The sequence below is a fragment of the Cellulomonas fulva genome, from assembly GCF_018531375.1.
Classification (GTDB): Bacteria; Actinomycetota; Actinomycetes; order Actinomycetales; family Cellulomonadaceae; genus Cellulomonas; species Cellulomonas fulva.
The window spans coordinates 197,869-215,006 of sequence record NZ_JAHBOH010000002.1; the positions used below are offsets into that span (position 1 = coordinate 197,869).

General features: G+C 71.6%; 15 protein-coding genes. 13 read left to right on the plus strand and 2 right to left on the minus strand.

The window, feature by feature from the left end; translation table 11 throughout:
- The first annotated feature begins 97 nt into the window (after window positions 1–97).
- Window positions 98–1,213: a peptide chain release factor 2 gene (prfB, locus tag KIN34_RS14550; protein ID WP_214352500.1), complete on the plus strand. Its 1,116-nt coding sequence runs from the start codon at window positions 98–100 to the stop codon at window positions 1,211–1,213.
- An 8-nt stretch (window positions 1,214–1,221) separates the two neighbouring features.
- Here the strand turns inward: prfB and KIN34_RS14555 are convergent, their stop codons facing one another.
- Entirely contained in the window at window positions 1,222–2,220 is a 999-nt protein-coding gene (locus KIN34_RS14555) for a LacI family DNA-binding transcriptional regulator (RefSeq protein ID WP_214352502.1), read from the minus strand.
- A 338-nt stretch (window positions 2,221–2,558) separates the two neighbouring features.
- On the opposite strand from KIN34_RS14555, the gene chvE reads away from it, so the two are divergent.
- The 12 genes from chvE (at window position 2,559) to KIN34_RS14615 (ending at window position 16,026) form a co-directional block, all read left to right on the plus strand.
- Entirely contained in the window at window positions 2,559–3,704 is a 1,146-nt protein-coding gene (chvE, locus tag KIN34_RS14560) for a multiple monosaccharide ABC transporter substrate-binding protein (RefSeq protein WP_214352504.1), read from the plus strand.
- Window positions 3,705–3,843: 139 nt separating this feature from the next.
- Window positions 3,844–5,400 carry a multiple monosaccharide ABC transporter ATP-binding protein gene (mmsA, locus tag KIN34_RS14565; RefSeq protein WP_214352506.1) on the plus strand — a complete coding sequence of 519 codons (1,557 nt, stop codon included), beginning with the start codon at window positions 3,844–3,846 and terminating at the stop codon, window positions 5,398–5,400.
- Window positions 5,397–6,629 carry a multiple monosaccharide ABC transporter permease gene (gene mmsB, locus KIN34_RS14570; protein WP_214352508.1) on the plus strand — a complete coding sequence of 411 codons (1,233 nt, stop codon included), beginning with the start codon at window positions 5,397–5,399 and terminating at the stop codon, window positions 6,627–6,629. Before mmsA ends, mmsB begins: the two co-directional genes overlap by 4 nt.
- A 46-nt stretch (window positions 6,630–6,675) precedes the next feature.
- Window positions 6,676–7,878, plus strand: coding sequence for an ROK family transcriptional regulator (locus KIN34_RS14575; RefSeq protein WP_214352510.1), 1,203 nt, complete (start codon window positions 6,676–6,678; stop codon window positions 7,876–7,878).
- Window positions 7,879–7,961: 83 nt separating this feature from the next.
- Window positions 7,962–8,732: an ATP-binding cassette domain-containing protein gene (locus tag KIN34_RS14580; RefSeq protein WP_214352512.1), complete on the plus strand. Its 771-nt coding sequence runs from the start codon at window positions 7,962–7,964 to the stop codon at window positions 8,730–8,732.
- Window positions 8,733–8,962: 230 nt separating this feature from the next.
- Entirely contained in the window at window positions 8,963–9,652 is a 690-nt protein-coding gene (gene ftsE / locus KIN34_RS14585; protein ID WP_214352514.1) for a cell division ATP-binding protein FtsE, read from the plus strand.
- A gap of 12 nt (window positions 9,653–9,664) precedes the next feature.
- Window positions 9,665–10,579, plus strand: coding sequence for a permease-like cell division protein FtsX (gene ftsX, locus KIN34_RS14590; RefSeq protein ID WP_214352517.1), 915 nt, complete (start codon window positions 9,665–9,667; stop codon window positions 10,577–10,579).
- A 2-nt stretch (window positions 10,580–10,581) separates the two neighbouring features.
- Complete coding sequence (locus KIN34_RS14595) at window positions 10,582–11,946, plus strand: M23 family metallopeptidase (protein WP_214352519.1); 1,365 nt, start codon at window positions 10,582–10,584, stop codon at window positions 11,944–11,946.
- A gap of 96 nt (window positions 11,947–12,042) precedes the next feature.
- On the plus strand, window positions 12,043–12,513 hold the full coding sequence (gene smpB, locus KIN34_RS14600; RefSeq protein WP_214352521.1) for an SsrA-binding protein SmpB: 471 nt from the start codon (window positions 12,043–12,045) through the stop codon (window positions 12,511–12,513).
- A gap of 76 nt (window positions 12,514–12,589) precedes the next feature.
- Window positions 12,590–13,438 (plus strand): peroxiredoxin family protein, encoded by an 849-nt coding sequence (locus KIN34_RS14605; RefSeq protein ID WP_214352523.1) that lies wholly within the window; start codon window positions 12,590–12,592, stop codon window positions 13,436–13,438.
- The gene (locus KIN34_RS14610; protein WP_214352525.1) at window positions 13,413–13,973 is read left to right on the plus strand and encodes a TetR/AcrR family transcriptional regulator; all 561 of its coding nucleotides are present in this window, start codon (window positions 13,413–13,415) and stop codon (window positions 13,971–13,973) included. Before KIN34_RS14605 ends, KIN34_RS14610 begins: the two co-directional genes overlap by 26 nt.
- Window positions 13,974–14,037: 64 nt before the next feature.
- Window positions 14,038–16,026 (plus strand): DUF2207 domain-containing protein, encoded by a 1,989-nt coding sequence (locus KIN34_RS14615; protein WP_307858268.1) that lies wholly within the window; start codon window positions 14,038–14,040, stop codon window positions 16,024–16,026.
- A 1-nt stretch (window position 16,027) separates the two neighbouring features.
- Here the strand turns inward: KIN34_RS14615 and KIN34_RS14620 are convergent, their stop codons facing one another.
- Window positions 16,028–17,086, minus strand: a complete 1,059-nt coding sequence (locus KIN34_RS14620; protein WP_214352527.1) for an ATP-dependent DNA ligase — start codon at window positions 17,084–17,086, stop codon at window positions 16,028–16,030.
- Window positions 17,087–17,138: the final 52 nt, after the last annotated feature.

The following is a 17,138-nucleotide window of genomic DNA, read 5'->3' on the forward strand; positions in this document are numbered from 1 at the left end:
CGCCCCATCGCCACGTGACCTGCACAAGCGGGCGCAGGGCACGGGCTGCCTGGCCCCGGGTCCCGACGAGGTGCGGGTGCCGGTAGCCTGGACGGTCGTGGCCACCACCGACTTCACCGCCGAGATCCGCGAGCTCCGCAGCACCCTGGAGTCCATCCAGGCCGTGAGCGACCCGACCGCGCTGCGGGCGAAGATCGCCACGCTGTCCGAGCAGGCGTCCGCGCCCGACCTGTGGGACGACCCGGAGTCCGCCCAGAAGGTCACGAGCGCGCTGTCCGCGGCGCAGTCCGAGCTCGAGCGCGTCGACAAGCTGCGCGGGCGCATCGACGACCTCGAGACGCTCGTCGAGCTGGGCGAGGAGATGGGCGACGAGGACGCGATGGCGGAGGCGGAGGGCGAGCTCACCAAGATCCGCAAGGACCTGGGCGAGCTCGAGGTCCGCACGCTGCTGGCGGGGGAGTACGACCAGCGCGACGCCGTCGTCACCATCCGCGCGGGCGCGGGCGGCGTCGACGCCGCCGACTTCGCGGAGATGCTCCTGCGGATGTACCTGCGCTGGGCGGAGCGGCACAACTACCCGACGACGGTGCTCGACACCTCCTACGCGGAGGAGGCGGGCCTGAAGTCCGCGACGTTCGAGGTCAAGACGCCGTACGCGTACGGCCACCTGTCGGTCGAGGCGGGCACCCACCGCCTGGTGCGGATCTCCCCGTTCGACAACCAGGGCCGCCGCCAGACGTCGTTCGCCGCGGTCGAGGTCATCCCGCTGATCGAGCAGACCGACTCGATCGAGATCCCCGAGTCGGAGATCAAGGTCGACGTGTTCCGCTCGTCGGGCCCGGGCGGCCAGTCGGTCAACACCACCGACTCGGCGGTGCGCATGACGCACGTCCCCACGGGGATCGTCGTGTCGATGCAGAACGAGAAGTCGCAGATCCAGAACCGTGCCGCGGCGCTGCGCGTCCTGCAGTCCCGGCTGCTCCTGGTGCGCCAGGAGGAGGAGCGGGCGGCCAAGAAGGAGCTCGCGGGCGACATCAAGGCGAGCTGGGGCGACCAGATGCGCTCCTACGTCCTGCAGCCGTACCAGATGGTCAAGGACCTGCGCACGGAGCACGAGGTCGGGAACCCGGCCGCCGTCTTCGACGGCGACATCGACGACTTCATCGAGGCGGGCATCCGCTGGCGCCGCGGCCAGGAGGTCGCGGCGGACTGACGCCCGCGTCAGCCGGCGGTCGAGGCGCGGACCGTGAACGACGTCGGCAGGACGGTCGGGGCGCTCGGCAGCGGGTCGCCCGCGAAGTTCGCCAGCAGCATGCGCGCGGCGGTCGCGCCCATCTCCCGGATCGGCTGGTGGACGGCCGTCAGCGGCGGGTCGCACTGCGCCGCGGCCGGCAGGTCGTCGAAGCCCACCACCGCGACGTCGTCGGGCACCCGCAGCCCCGCGTGCCGCAGGACGGTCATCGCGCCCGCCGCCATGACGTCGTTGTGCGCGAACAGCGAGTCGAACTCGAGGCCCGCCTCGAGCGCGCGCACCGCGGCCGCCTGGCCGGACTCGTAGGTGAAGTCGCCCTCGACGCGCAGCGCGGGGTCCAGCTCGACGCCCGCGGCGCGGTAGCCGTCGGCGAACCCCGCGAGGCGCTCGCCGATGCAGCCGAACCGCGGTTCGCCGGTCACGACGAGCGGGCGGCGACGACCCAGCGACAGCAGGTGCTGCGCGGCGGCGAGCGCGCCCACGCGGTTGGTAGTCGTGACCGACGGGAACCGCGGCTCGTGGCCGCGGTCGTCGATCAGGACCACCGGCAGCCCCTGGTCGTGCAGCTGGGCGATGTAGTCGAGCTGCCCCTCGGGCTCGACGACGAGCAGGCCGTCGAACGCGCGCGCGGACACGTGCGCCCCGAACCGGCGCATGGACTCGTCGCCCTGCGTGGTGGTGAAGACCAGCATCCCGTAGCCCTCGTCCTCCACCACCTCGACCGCGGCCTGCAGCACCTCGCCCATCCACGGCCAGGCGAGGGACGGCAGCAGCATCGCCACCACGCGGGTGGAGCCGCGGGCGAACGCGACGGCGCGCGCGCTGGGCACGTACCCGAGCTCGTCGATCACGGCACGCACGCGCTCGGCGGTGCGCTCGTCGAGCTCGCCGCGCCCGTTGAGGACGCGCGAGACGGTCGTCTTGCTCACGCCGGCGCGCAGCGCGACGTCGCGGATGGTGACGGTCACGCCTCGATTGTGCTGGTTACGGGGCTGCTGCGGGGCCAGTCGTCCACCCGCGACGGGACGCGCGTCCAGGGGGCGCGTCCTGACCCGGCGGTGGACACAGCCGGGCAGATCGGACACTCGCTTCGGATCGTGAAGTGAAGGGATGTCACGGGCGCCACGCGTGGCGGGTCACCGCTAGGACACGCTTTGGTAACGCCGCTTGCGCGATCCATGCCTTTGAGACTTGAATCCAAGGGTCACCCCGGGGTGGTGAGCCATCGGCGGCTCACGTTCCGCGGGCCGGTGCAGCCTCCGGCCCGACGCACCGCCGGGGAGGTACCAGAGGAGAACAGACGACGATGTCGAAGACTTGGAAGAAGGTGGCGGTCGCGGTTGCGGCGGCCAGCCTGTTCACCGCCTCGCTGACCGCCTGCAGCAGCGAGCGCAACGACGACGAGGGCGGCAACGACGCCACGGGTGGCACCGCCACCGAGGGCGGCCTCATCGGCATCGCGATGCCGACCAAGAGCCTCGAGCGCTGGAACCGTGACGGTTCGCACCTGGACGAGCTGCTCAAGGACGCCGGGTTCGAGACCTCGCTGCAGTACGCGGACAACAAGGTCGACCAGCAGATCACGCAGATCCAGAACATGATCAACGACGGCGCCAAGGTGCTCGTCGTGGCGTCGATCGACGGCACGGCGCTCGGCCCGGTGCTCGAGGACGCGGCGTCCAAGGACATCAAGGTCATCGCGTACGACCGCCTGATCAACGACACCGCGAACGTCGACTACTACGCGACGTTCGACAACTACAAGGTCGGCCAGCTCCAGGGCGAGTTCATCAAGGACCAGCTCAAGCTCGGCGAGGGCAACGGCCCGTTCAACTTCGAGCCCTTCGCCGGCTCGCCGGACGACAACAACGCCAAGTTCTTCTTCCAGGGCGCGTGGGACATCCTGAGCCAGTACGTCGACTCCAAGGAGCTCGTCGTGAAGTCCGGCAAGGCCCCCGCCTCGGACGACGACTGGCAGAGCATCGGCATCCTCGGCTGGGGCTCGGACGACGCCCAGGCCGAGATGGAGAACCGCCTCAACTCGTTCTACACGGGTGGCGAGAAGGTCGACGTGGTCCTGTCCCCGAACGACTCGCTGGCGCTGGGCATCGCGCAGGCGCTGGACAGCGCGGGCTACAAGGCCGGCGACGGCGGCGACTGGCCCGTCCTGACCGGCCAGGACGCGGACAAGGCCAACGTGCTCAACATGCTCGACGGCAAGCAGTCCATGACGGTCTGGAAGGACACCCGTGAGCTCGGCGACGCGGTGGCCAAGATGGTCCAGGAGATCGTCGCGGGCGGCGACGTCACGGTGAACGACACCGAGACGTACAACAACAACGTCAAGACGGTCCCGACGCTCCTGCTCGACCCGCAGGTCGTCACGCCCGACTCGGTTGAGTCGATCCTGGTCGAGTCCGGCTTCTACAAGGCCGGCGACCTGGGTCTGTGACCCTCGCCTGACGCACGCTCGTCACGGTCGCCGGTACGCCTCGCGCGTACCGGCGGCCGTGGCGGGCCGCGTCCCACGGGACGCAACGACCGTCCCGCCGCAGGGCGGGCAGGAAGACCGGGCAAGGACCGAGGTCGAGATGGACACCACAGCAACACCCGACTACATCCTCGAGATGCGGGACATCACCAAGCGTTTCCCCGGTGTGCTCGCTCTCTCGAACGTCACGCTGTCCGTGCGCCGCGGCGAGATCCACGCGATCTGCGGCGAGAACGGCGCGGGCAAGTCGACCCTCATGAAGGTGCTCTCGGGCGTGTACCCGCACGGCACCTACGACGGCGACATCGTGTTCGAGGGCAAGACGGCCGAGTTCCGCGGCATCCGCGACTCGGAGCACGAGGGCATCGTCATCATCCACCAGGAGCTCGCGCTCTCGCCGTACCTGTCGATCGCCGAGAACATCTACCTCGGCAACGAGCGCGCCACGCGCGGCGTCGTCGACTGGAACAAGACCAACGCGGAGGCGGCCAGGCTGCTCGCGCGCGTCGGCCTGAACGAGCTGCCCGACACCAAGATCAAGGACATCGGCGTCGGCAAGCAGCAGCTGGTCGAGATCGCGAAGGCGCTGTCCAAGGAGGTCAAGCTCCTCATCCTCGACGAGCCCACGGCGGCCCTGAACGACGAGGACAGCGCGCACCTCCTGGGCCTGATCAGCGGCCTGCGTGACCACGGCATCACCTCGATCATCATCAGCCACAAGCTGAACGAGATCGAGGCGATCGCGGACACCACGACGATCATCCGCGACGGCCAGACCATCGAGTCGTTCGACATGCACTCGGGCGAGGTCAACGAGGAGCGGATCATCAAGGGGATGGTCGGCCGCTCGCTCGACCAGCGCTTCCCGGACCACGAGCCGACGATCGGCGACGAGGTCCTGCGCATCGAGGACTGGACCGTCCACCACCCGCTCGACCAGGCCCGCAAGGTCGTCGACGGCGCGTCGCTGAACGTGCGGCGCGGCGAGATCGTCGGCATCGCCGGCCTCATGGGCGCCGGGCGCACCGAGCTCGCGATGTCGGTGTTCGGCCGGTCGTACGGCGCGCACATCTCCGGCCGCGTCTTCAAGGACGGCCGCGAGGTGCACCTGCACTCGGTCGGCGACGCGATCGACGCCGGCCTCGCGTACGCGACCGAGGACCGCAAGCGGTTCGGCCTCAACCTGATCTCGACCATCCGGGACAACATCTCCGGCGCGGCGATCGGCAAGGTCGCGCGGGGCGGGGTGATCGACCGCAACGAGGAGCTGAAGGTCGCGGAGCGCTTCCGCAAGGACCTCAACATCCGCACGCCCACGGTCGAGGCGCTCGTCGGGAAGCTGTCCGGCGGGAACCAGCAGAAGGTCGTGCTGAGCAAGTGGATCTACTCCGACCCGGACGTGCTGATCCTCGACGAGCCGACGCGCGGTATCGACGTGGGTGCCAAGTACGAGATCTACACGATCATCAACCGGCTGGCCGACGAGGGGAAGGGCGTCATCGTCATCTCCTCCGAGCTGCCGGAGCTGCTGGGCATCTGTGACCGCATCTACGCCCTGTCGCAGGGCCGCATCACGGGCGAGGTCGCCCGCCAGGATGCGACCCAGGAGCGACTCATGCACTACATGACCATGGAGAAGGACGTGACTGTCCGATGAGCACCGACACCACTCTCGCCCCCGCGATGCCGCCCGGCGAGACGCCCCGCGTCCCGCTGAGCCAGCGCCTGTCCGGCCTGGGCGGCAACGCGCGCCAGTACGGGATCTTCGGGGCGCTCGTCGTGATCGTCCTGCTGTTCCAGGTGCTGACCGACGGCCGCCTGCTGATGCCGAACAACGTCGCGGCGCTGTTCCAGCAGAACGCCTACGTGATGATCCTGGCCATCGGCATGGTCATGGTGATCGTCGCCGGCCACATCGACCTGTCCGTCGGGTCCGTCGTCGCGTTCGTCGGCGGCGTGGTCGCCGTCTCGATGCGTGACTGGGGACTGCCCTGGATCGTCGCGGTCCTCCTGGGCCTGGCCATCGGCGCCGTCGTCGGCGCCTGGCAGGGGTTCTGGGTCGCCTACGTGGGCATCCCGGCGTTCATCGTGACGCTCGCCGGCATGCTGATCTTCCGCGGGCTCGCGCTCGTGGTGGTGGGCGAGACGATCGCCGGCCTGCCCTCGTCGTTCAACCGCATCGCGAACGGCTCGTTGCCGAACTTCCTGGGCTTCTCCGGGAACATGGACGTCGTCACGCTGGTGATCGGCATCGTCGCGATCGCGGCCTTCGCGTTCTCGCAGCTGCGCGCCCGTGCCCAGCTGCGCAAGCACGAGCTCCACGTCGAGCCGCTCGGCGTGTTCGCCGCGAAGCTCGCGCTGGTCGCGATCGGCATCGGCTTCCTGACGGTCGTCCTGTCCAACTCGGCCGGTGGCACGCCCATCGTCCTGGTGATCGTCGGCATCCTGATCGTCGCGTACTCGTTCCTCATGGGGCGCACGGTCTTCGGCCGGCACATCTACGCGATCGGTGGCAACCGCCTGGCGGCGGGCCTGTCCGGCGTGAACACCAAGAAGGTCGACTTCATGATCTTCGTCAACATCGGCATCCTGGCCGGTGCGGCGGCGATCGTGACCACGGCCCGCTCGGGTGCGGCCATCGCGGCCGCCGGCCAGAACTACGAGCTCGACGCGATCGCGGCCTGCTTCATCGGTGGCGCGGCGGTCACGGGCGGCATCGGCCGGATCTCGGGCGCCATCGTCGGTGCGCTCATCATGGGCGTGCTCAACATGGGCCTGTCGATCCTGTCGGTCGACCCGTCGTGGCAGCAGGCCATCAAGGGCCTCGTGCTGCTGCTGGCGGTCGCGTTCGACCTGATCAACAAGCGGCGCGCGGGCACGAGCTGACCGCTCGGTCCACGATCCGGTCGCTCTCCGTCGATAGGGTGCCAGCGTGAGCAGGCCCGCAGGCGCAGCCGGCTCCCAGTCGTCGCTGCGCGAGGCCAACCGTCAGCTCGTCGTCGAGACCGTCAAGCGGTTCGGCGGGCTGACCCAGGTGGAGCTCGCCTCGGCGACCGGGCTGTCCCAGGCGACGGTGTCGACGATCGTCCGTGAGCTGTACGCCGCGGGCGTCGTCGACACCGTCGCGACCACGCGCAGCGGGCGGCGTGCCCAGATGGTCACGCTCGCCCGCCGCGTCGGTCTCGCGGCCGGCATCCAGATCGGCCACCGGCAGTTGCGCGTGGCGCTCGGCGACTTCAGCCGCGAGGTCCTGGCCGAGCAGGTGCTGCCGCTGCCCGTGGAGCACCGGGTCGACACGACGCTCGACCGCGTCGCGCTGCTCGTCGTCGACCTGCTGGAGCGCGTGGGGGCCTCGCTCGAGGACGTCGTGGGGATGGGCGTGGGGGTCCCGGCGCCCGTCGACGCGGGCACGGGCATGATCTCGGTCCGCGGCATCATGCCGGGCTGGGACGACGTGCACCTGGGCCAGGTGCTGTCCAAGCGCCTGGGCCTGCCGGTCTACGTCGACAACGACGCGAACCTCGCCGCGTTCGCGGAGGCCAACGCGGGCGCGTCCCGCGACTTCGGCGACAGCCTGTACGTCCGGGCGTCCTACGGGGTCGGCGCCGGGATCGTGCTCGGCGGCCAGGTCCTGCGCGGGTTCGCGGGGACCGCGGGGGAGATCGGCCACCTGACGGTCCAGCCGGAGGGCGACGAGTGCCGCTGCGGCCGCCGCGGCTGCCTCGACACGGTCGTCGGCGCGAGCGCCCTGCTGGCCGCGGTGGGGCAGGTCCCCGGCGTCGCGAGCCTGCGCGACGTGGTCCAGCGTGCCAACCAGGGCGACGAGCGGTGCGGCGACGTGATCGCGCACGCGGGCGCGACGATCGGCACGGCGGTGGCCGGCCTCGCGCTCGCGGTGAACCCGCAGGTCGTCGTCGTCGGCGGCGAGCTGGCCGAGACGGGTGAGACGCTGGTGGCGCCCCTGCGCGCGGCGCTGCAGCGGTACGCGCTGCCCAACAGCATCGCGCCGCTCGAGGTGGTGCGCGCGGGGCTGGGCACGCGCGCCGAGATGATCGGCGCCCTCGCGCTCGCGGTGCAGTCCACGGACGTGCCGCTGAGCGTCGAGGAGACCGTGGACGTCGGAGGTCTGACGTGACGGACCAGCTGACGCACCAACCGACCGGGGACCAGTGGCAGACTGCTCCACAGGCGCATGTTCGACGGGGAGCAGGTGAGCAGATGGGCGCGAGTCACGTGCCGCTGCTGTCGATGCGCGGCATCAGCAAGAACTTCGGCGCGGTCGAGGCGCTCGTCGGGGTCGACCTCGACGTCCACGCGCACGAGGTGGTGGCGCTCGTCGGCGACAACGGCGCGGGCAAGTCCACGCTCGCCAAGATCGTCGCGGGTGCGTACACGGCCGACGCGGGCCTGATCGAGATCGACGGCCAGCCCACCACCATCGCGACGCCCGGCGCGGCCCGCGAGCTCGGTGTCGCCACCGTGTTCCAGGACCTGGCGCTGTGCGACAACCTCGACGTCACCAGCAACCTGTTCCTGGGCCGCGAGGTCCGCAACGGCCCGCTGCGCGACGACGGCTACATGGAGGCCACGGCGCGGCGCGTGCTCAACGCGCTGAACAGCCGCATCCCGTCGGTCCGCTCGCCGCTGTCGACGCTGTCCGGCGGCCAGCGGCAGGCGGTGGCGATCGCCCGGACCCTCATCGGGGACCCGCGCATCGTCGTGCTCGACGAGCCGACCGCGGCGCTGTCGGTCGCGCAGACCGCCGAGGTGCTCACGCACATCGAGCGCCTGCGGGAGCTCGGCCTCGGCGTCATCCTCATCAGCCACAACATGACGGACGTGCGCGCGGTCTCGGACCGCATCGTCGTGCTGCGGCACGGCCGCAACAACGGCACGTTCGAGGCCGCGACGACGAGCCACGAGGAGGTGCTCGCGGCGATCACGGGGGCCACCGTGCGCCGCGAGCCGCGCCTGCACGCCCTGCGCTGAGCGCGGACGAACCCGCGGGCGCGGGTTCGTCCCGGTTCGTCGGGGGATGCCCCGGTCTGCCTTCACGGGACCTCCGCACGCTTGCGGCGTGTCGGCTGTCCGGCAGCACAGCGGGGGTGCCTAGTCTCGACGCGGTCCTGCCCACCGCTGGGCGTCCGCACAGGCGTCCGGCGGGTGGTCCGGTGACCGGCGAGTCAGGTCCGGCCAGTCCCAGCGAGCAAGGCGAGCGGTTGATCAAGTTCGAGAACGTCACCAAGGTCTACGCGCGCGGCGCCCGGCCGGCGCTGGACCGCGTGTCCCTGGACGTCGAGCGCGGCGAGTTCGTGTTCCTGGTCGGCGCCTCCGGCTCCGGCAAGTCCACGTTCCTGCGGCTGGTGCTGCGTGAGGAGCGGGCGTCGGCCGGCAAGGTCTTCGTCGCGGGCAAGGAGCTCGGGACGCTCTCGTCGTGGAAGGTCCCGCAGCTGCGCCGCCAGATCGGCGCGGTGTTCCAGGACTTCCGCCTGCTGCCCAACAAGACGGTGTTCGAGAACGTCGCGTTCGCGCTCCAGGTGATCGGCAAGCCGCGCCACCAGATCCTGACCACCGTCCCGGACGTACTCGAGATGGTGGGGCTCGCCGGCAAGGAGAAGCGGCGTCCGCACGAGCTCTCGGGTGGTGAGCAGCAGCGCGTCGCGATCGCGCGCGCGTTCGTCAACCGGCCGCAGATCCTGCTGTGCGACGAGCCGACCGGCAACCTCGACCCGACCACGTCCCTGGGGATCATGCGCCTGCTCGACCGGATCAACCGCACCGGCACCACCGTGGTCATGGCCACGCACGACGACGAGATCGTCGACCAGATGCGCAAGCGCGTCGTGGAGCTGTCCACCGGCGAGATGGTGCGCGACCAGTCGCGCGGCGTCTACGGCTCGGACCGCTGAGGGGGACCGGCCGTGCGACTGCGCTTCATCCTCTCCGAGATCGGGATCGGTCTTCGTCGGAACCTGTCGATGACCATCTCGGTCATCCTCGTGACCTTCGTGTCGCTCACCTTCGTCGGCTCCGCGGCCCTGCTGCAGATGCAGATCGACAAGATGAAGGACGACTGGTACGACAAGGTCGAGGTCTCGGTCTTCCTGTGCCCCGCGACCTCGCCCGAGCCCACCTGCGCGGGCGGCGAGGTCACCGAGGACCAGAAGCAGGCGATCCAGGACGCGCTCGAGGAGCCGGAGGTCGCCCCGTACGTCGAGAAGGTCTTCTTCGAGACCAAGGAGGAGGCGTTCAACTCCTTCCGTGAGCAGTTCGGCGACCAGTCCTGGGCGTCCGTGGCCACGGTCGACGACATGAACTCCTCCTTCCGGATCAAGCTGACCGACCCGTCGCAGTACCAGGTGGTCGCGGACGTGGTCTCCGGGCGCCAGGGCGTGGAGAAGGTCGAGGACCAGCGACGGCTGTTCGACCGGCTGTTCCTGGTGATCGACCGCGCGACGCTGCTCACCGGTGGGCTCGCGGCCGTCATGCTGATCGCCGCCGTCCTGCTCATCACGACGACCATCCGCCTGTCGGCGCTTTCCCGGCGCCGGGAGACGGGCATCATGCGACTCGTGGGTGCGTCGACGATGTTCATCCAGCTGCCCTTCATGCTCGAGGGGGCGATCGCCGCGACCGTGGGCGCCGCGCTCGCGGTGGGCGGGCTGTGGCTGGGGGTCGAGTACCTGGTGACCGACTGGCTGGGGGGCACGGTGAGCTGGGTGCCGTACGTCTCCACGGCCGACGTGCTGACGATCGCGCCGTTCCTGGTGCTGATCGCGATCCTGCTGGCGACCATCTCGTCGCTGGTGACGCTGAGCCGCTACACGAAGGTGTGACGATGCGCCGACCTGTCCTCCGCCGCACGCCCCGCAGCACGTCCCGGACCGCGTCGCGCACGGGTGCCGCCCTCGCGGTCGCCGGCCTGCTGGGCGCCCTCGCCTTCGGCGCGGCCACGCCGGCGCAGGGGGACGCGATCGACGACCGCCGCGAGGCGGCGGAGCAGGAGCAGGCCGAGAACCAGCAGGCGCGCGACGACGCCGAGGAGGCCCTCGAGGGCCTCGAGGGCGAGCTGGGCGTGGTCTCCGACCGGATCCTCGAGATCCAGGCCGAGCTCCCGGGCGCGCGGCTCGCGCTCGCGGAGGCGAACGACGAGGTCGCCAAGGCCAAGCGCGAGGCCGCGATCGTCGCCGGTCGCCTCAAGGACGCGCGCGAGCAGGCGACGGACCTGCGCACGACGATCGACCAGGACTCCGACGAGGCCACGCGCATGCGCGAGGCGATCGGCCAGATGGCGCGCGAGGCGTACCGCGGCGGCGGCGACCTCTCCAGCGTCACGATGATCCTGGACGCCGACTCGAGCGAGGACTTCGTCGAGCGCGCGGATCTGATGAGCCAGGCGCTGCGCACGCGCGCGCAGGTGCTCGACGACCTGCAGGCCACCGAGTCCGGCAACCGGAACTCCGCGCAGCGGCTGGGCGCGGTCAAGGACCGCATCGGCGAGCTGAAGGCCGAGGCGGACGCCAAGCTCGCCGAGAGCAAGGTCGCGCAGACCAAGGCCGCGGAGGCGAAGCAGAAGCTCGAGGACCTCGAGGCGGAGAACCAGGCGAAGCAGGACCTCCTGCTGTCCAAGAAGGACGAGATCGACGCCAAGCTGGCGGAGATCGACGCCCAGGCGGACCAGATCGAGCAGGACCTCAAGGACGCGATCGCGGACCAGACGGAGCGCGACCGCGAGCGCGAGCGGGAGCGGCAGCGCCAGGAGCAGCACAACGACCCGCCCGCGGCGACCACGGGCCGGTACTTCGTCAACCCCACGCAGACCAACCCGATCTACGTGACGTCCGAGTACGGGATGCGCTTCCACCCGATCCTGCACTACTGGCGCCTGCACGCCGGGATCGACCTGCGCGACTACTGCGGGAACGACGTGTACGCGGGCCGCTCCGGGACGGTCCTCTGGACCCAGTACCGCTCGGGCTACGGCAACCAGGTGATGATCACCCACGGCTCGATCAACGGGCACTCGGTCGCCACCAGCTACAACCACCTCACGTCGTTCGTCGTCAGCCCGGGCCAGTACGTCAAGGCGGGCCAGCTGATCGCGCGGGCCGGGAACACCGGCACCTCCGCCGCGTGCCACCTGCACTTCGAGGTCTACATCGACGGCGCCACCACCAACCCGCGGCCCTACCTGGGCATCTGAGCCCTCCGCGAAAACGCTCGGGCGGTCCCCGGTACGGCGGGTAGGCTCGTCCGGCGCACGACGAGCGTGCGCACTCACGACGAGGAGGGTTGCGCGGTGGCCAAGGATTCCGGGCGCAAGCTCGTGGCCGCCAACCGCAAGGCCCGCCACGACTACACGATCGAGGACGTCTTCGAGGCCGGCGTGGTGCTGACCGGCACCGAGGTCAAGGCGCTGCGCGCCGGCCGTGCGTCGCTGGTCGACGGCTGGTGCGAGGTCGAGGCCGGCGAGGCCTGGCTGCACGGCGTCCACATCCCCGAGTACGCGCAGGGGACGTGGACCAACCACGCGCCGCGGCGCAAGCGCAAGCTGCTGCTGCACCGCGAGGAGATCGAGCGGCTCGAGGCGCGCACGCGGGAGAAGGGGCAGACGATCGTGCCCCTCGCGCTGTACTTCCTGGACGGCCGCGCCAAGGTCGAGATTGCGCTGGCTCGCGGCAAGAAGGACTGGGACAAGCGCCAGGCTCTGCGCGAGCGCCAGGACACGATGGAGGCGCAGCGCGCCATCCGCGAGCGACGCGACCGCTGATCCACCCCCACGGAACATCTCGGACCGGCCGCGGGTTGGAAGTGTACGCATCCGTACACTTCTGCTGGAGGTCGTCATGAACCGTCTGCTCCGTCTCGTCCGCCGCGGCTACGTCGAGGCGATCGCGGTCCTCGCGCTCGTCGTGCTCGTGCTCGCCGTCGTCCGGGCCGTCGCCGGCTCGCCCGGCTGGCTGGTGGCCGCGCTGCCGTGGCTCGTCGCCGTGGGGGCGGTCGCCGGGTCGAAGCTGCGCGTACCCGCCCACCCCGAGCGGGTCGACCACGCGCTCGTCGCGGTGGGCGCCACGAGCACGCTGGCCACGGCGCTCGTCGCGCGCTCGCCGCTCCCGGTGCTCGTCGCCGCGGCGGGCGTCGCCGCGCTCGTCGGGTACCAGCGGTGGTACAGCCGGCAGCACGTGCCCGCCGCGGTGCTCGAGGTCGGCCGGCCCCTGCCGGACTTCCCCCTGCAGCGCACCGACGGGTCGCCGACGACCTCGGCCGAGCTGCGGGAGGGCGCGCACGTCATCGTGTTCTTCCGCGGCTCGTGGTGCCCGTTCTGCGTCGCGCAGGTGCGGGCGATCGCCGAGGACTACCGCGAGCTCGACCGGCTGGGCGTGCGCGTCGCGCTCATCAGCCCGCAGCGGCCGGAGGACACCGCCGAGCTGGCGTCACGGTTCGACGTGCCGATGGCGTTCTACGTCGACGCCGACGGCCGGGCCGCGCGTAGGCTCGACCTGGTCCAGGCGGGCGGCGTCCCGCTCGCGTTCTCCGCGGGCACGGACGGCGACTCGGTGGTGCCGACCGTGGTGATCACCGACGACGACGGCCGGGTCGTCTGGGTGCACCACGCGCACGACCACCGGGTCCGCCCGGAGCCGTCGACGTTCCTGGAGGTCATCGAGCGTGAGGGGATCCGCGCCACGCGGTGAGCCGCGCCGCGCCGCGATCACGGAGGCCGCGCTCGAGCTGTTCGTCGAGCGCGGCTTCCGCGCGGTCACCGTCGACGACGTGGCGCGTGCGGCCGGCGCCTCCAAGGCGACGATCGCGCGCTTCTACGGGGGCCGCCAGGGCCTCCTGACGGCCGCGCTCGAGCTCGAGATGGACCTGGTGTTCGCGCCCGTCGAGGGGGCGCGGGACCTGCCCGCGTTCGCCGAGGCGCTGCACGCGGTCGTGTTCTCGCCCCGCTGCCTGCAGCTGCTGCGGTTCGTGGTGGGGGAGACGCCGTCCACGCCGGAGCTGGGGGAGACGTTCCGCGGCGTGGTCCTGCCGCGGATCGCGCGTGCGGCCGCGCCGCTGGTCGCGCGCGCCCGGGGTACGGAGGTCGACGACGCGAGCACGCCGGTCGCGGTCGACGAGCTGCTGGGCGACCTGCTCGGGACCGCCCTGCTCGAGGCCATGACGGGCGGTGACCCGGCTCCCGAGCGCCTCGCGCGCCTCCGCAGGCGCGCGCTCGCGAGCGGGTGACGCGACCCGCCGGTCCCGGTCGGGGACCCGGCAGGTCCCGGACGAGGCGCGGTAGGTTGCCGCGGTGACCGCACGCACGACCGCCCCGGCCTCTCCGTCCGTCCCGTCCCGCGCGGGCCTCCTGCGCGCCGGCCGTCCAGCAGGCCGGGCGAGGGTGCGGGCCGCGGCGTCGCTCGCGGTCGCGGCGGGCCTCGTCGGGCTCGGGGGCGCGTCCGCCCAGGCGGTGCCCGGCCCGGTGTCTGACCAGCTCCCCGGCCAGGTGCCCGACCAGACGTCCGGCCGCGAGATCACGCGGTACGACGTCACCGCCGACGTCGGCGTCGACGGCGTCACGGACGTCACCATCGACTTCGACTTCGACTTCGGCGACGACCCGGGGCACGGCCCGTACCTGACCCTGCCGCGGCTGCAGGGCGTGGACGACGAGCACGACCGCGAGTTCCGCTACCGCGACGTGACCGCGGCGAGCCCGACGGGGGCGCCGGCCGACCTGCACACCGAGGACGACGGCGAGTGGCTCGTCGTGCGGATCGGCGACGAGGACGTCGACGACGTCGACGGCGTCCAGACGTACACGCTGACCTACGCGGTCGACGGCCTGCTCAACCCCGCCAACGAGCAGCACTCGGGCGACGAGCTCTACTGGAACGTGATCGGCACGGGGTGGGAGGTGCCGATCGGCGACGTGAGCGCGACGATCACCGGCCCCGCCGCGGTCGAGGGCGCGGCGTGCTTCGCCGGTCCGAGCGGGTCGACGCAGGCGTGCACCTCGGCCGACGTCGCGGGCCCGACCGCGACGTTCACCCAGGACCTGCTGGACCGCGGCGAGGCGTTCACGACCGTCACCGGCTGGCCCGGCGGCACCTTCCCGGGCGTCGCGCCCATCATCGTCGACAAGCCGGACCCCGCCGCGGCGTGGGCGCCGGTGTCGCCGTGGGGTGCCGTCGGGCTCGTCGGGCTCGTCGTCGGGACGTTCCTGGTGGTGCGCCGCGTGCGGCGCACCGGACGGGACCGCGCGTACCTCGGCCTGACCCCGGGCCTGCGCCCGGTCACGGGGCAGGCGCCCGTCGGACCGGGCGCGTCGGGCTTCCGGGACAAGCGCGCGCCGATCGCGGTGCAGTTCACGCCGCCGGCCGACGTCCGGCCGGGTGAGCTGGGGACGCTGGTCGACGAGAAGGCGGACCCGGTCGACGTGACCGCGACGCTGATCGACCTCGCGGTGCGCGGGTACCTGCGCATCGAGGAGGTGCCGCGCTCGAACCCGAAGAAGAAGCCCAAGGACTGGACGCTCGTGTCCTTGCGGCCCGCGGACGAGGCGCTGCTCGAGTACGAGCGGCTGCTGCTCGAGGAGATCTTCTCCGGGCGCGACCGGGTGGACCTGTCCGACCTCAAGACGACGTTCGCGTCCTCGATGTCGAAGGTCCAGGACCACCTCTACACCCAGGTGACGAGTGTCGGCTGGTTCCGCAGCAACCCCAAGAACGTGCGCACCGCGTGGTGGGTGGCCGGCGGTGCGATGGTGTTCGCGGGGCTCCTGCTGCTGATCTTCGCTCTCGCCGCGGGGATCGAGTGGCCCGGGTTCGCCTGGGTGCCCGTGGCGCTCGCCGTCGTCGGCGTCGTCGTGGTGGTCTGCGGCTCGCACGCGCCGGCGCGCACCGAGGACGGCACGGCGGTGCTCGCGCAGGCGCTGGGCTTCCGCACGTATCTGACGACGGCGGAGGCGGAGCAGATCCGGTTCGAGGAGGGGGAGGACGTGTTCAGCCGGTACCTGCCGTACGCGATCGTCTTCGGCGTCGCGGAGCGGTGGGCGCGGGTGTTCGCGGAGCTGGCCGCGCAGGGCCGCCCCGTCGCGCAGCCCGGCTGGTACGCGGGGTACTACGACCCGCTGCCCGGCGTGTTCTGGGCGTCGGCGTTCGCGTCCTCGATGGACCGCTTCCAGACCGTCGCGACCGAGTCGCTGACCGCGCCGACGCCGGGGTCCTCGGGCGGCTCCGGGTTCTCCGGCGGCTTCTCCGGCGGCGGCGTCGGGGGAGGCGGCGGCGGGGGCTGGTGACCTACAGCCCCAGGATGTCGGCCAGGTCGAAGCGCACGGGCTCGTCGAGCTGCTCGTAGGTGCACGTGCGCGCGTCGCGGTCCGGGCGCCAGCGGCGGAACTGCGCCGTGTGCCGGAACCGGTCACCCTCCATGTGGTCGTAGGCCACCTCGACGACGAGGTCCGGCCGCAGCGGCACGAAGCTCAGGTCCTTGGTCGCGTTCCACCGGCTCACCGCACCCGGCATGCGCTGGCCCGCATGGGCCTCCTGGTCCGACCACGCCGCCCACGGGTGGTCCTCGACGCCCGTGCGCAGCGGCTCCAGCTCGTCGACCAGCGTCTTGCGGCGTGCCATCGGGAACGAGGCGACGACGCCCACGTGCTGCAGGTTCCCGTCCGCGTTCCACAGCCCCAGCAGCAGGCTGCCCACGATCGGGCCCGTCTTGTGCCACCGGAAGCCCGCGACCACGCAGTCCACCGTGCGCTCGTGCTTGACCTTGAACATCGAGCGCTTGTCCGGCTGGTACGTCCCGTCGAGCGGCTTGGCCACGACGCCGTCGAGCCCCGCGCCCTCGAACTGGGTGAACCAGCGCCGGGCCTCCGCGAGGTCCGCCGTGGCCGGCGTGACGTGGATCGGTGCCCGCGCGCCGCCCAGCGCGTCCACCAGCCGCGGCCGCCGTTCCCGCAGCGGCGTCGACATCAGGTCCTCGTCGCCCAGCGCCAGGACGTCGAACGCCACGAAGCTCGCCGGCGTCTGCTCCGCGAGGAGCTTGACGCGGGACGCCGCCGGGTGGATCCGGTTGGTCAGCGCGTCCCAGTCGAGCCGGTCGCCCGTGACGATGACGATCTCGCCGTCGAGCACGCAGCGCTCCGGCGTGCTCGCCTTGATCTGCTCGACCAGCTCCGGGAAGTAGCGCGTCATCGGCTTCTCGTTGCGCGACCCGAGCTCCACCTCGTCGCCGTCGCGGAACACGATCGTCCGGAAGCCGTCCCACTTCGGCTCGACGTGCCCGACGTCGGGGATCTCCTTGACCGACTTCGCGAGCATCGGTGCGACGGGCGGCATCACGGGCAGCTGCATGGTGGTCATCTTGCCCCGGACGTGTGACACGCGACACCGGTCCTGCCGGTCG

Coding starts and splice junctions, on each gene's coding strand:
- KIN34_RS14595 (WP_214352519.1), top strand. CDS start 10,582: ATGCGCCGACCTGTCCTCCGCCGCACGCCCCGCAGCACGTCCCGGACC.
- KIN34_RS14620 (WP_214352527.1), bottom strand. CDS start 17,086: ATGCAGCTGCCCGTGATGCCGCCCGTCGCACCGATGCTCGCGAAGTCG.
- mmsB (WP_214352508.1), top strand. CDS start 5,397: ATGAGCACCGACACCACTCTCGCCCCCGCGATGCCGCCCGGCGAGACG.
- mmsA (WP_214352506.1), top strand. CDS start 3,844: ATGGACACCACAGCAACACCCGACTACATCCTCGAGATGCGGGACATC.
- KIN34_RS14580 (WP_214352512.1), top strand. CDS start 7,962: ATGGGCGCGAGTCACGTGCCGCTGCTGTCGATGCGCGGCATCAGCAAG.
- KIN34_RS14605 (WP_214352523.1), top strand. CDS start 12,590: ATGAACCGTCTGCTCCGTCTCGTCCGCCGCGGCTACGTCGAGGCGATC.
- chvE (WP_214352504.1), top strand. CDS start 2,559: ATGTCGAAGACTTGGAAGAAGGTGGCGGTCGCGGTTGCGGCGGCCAGC.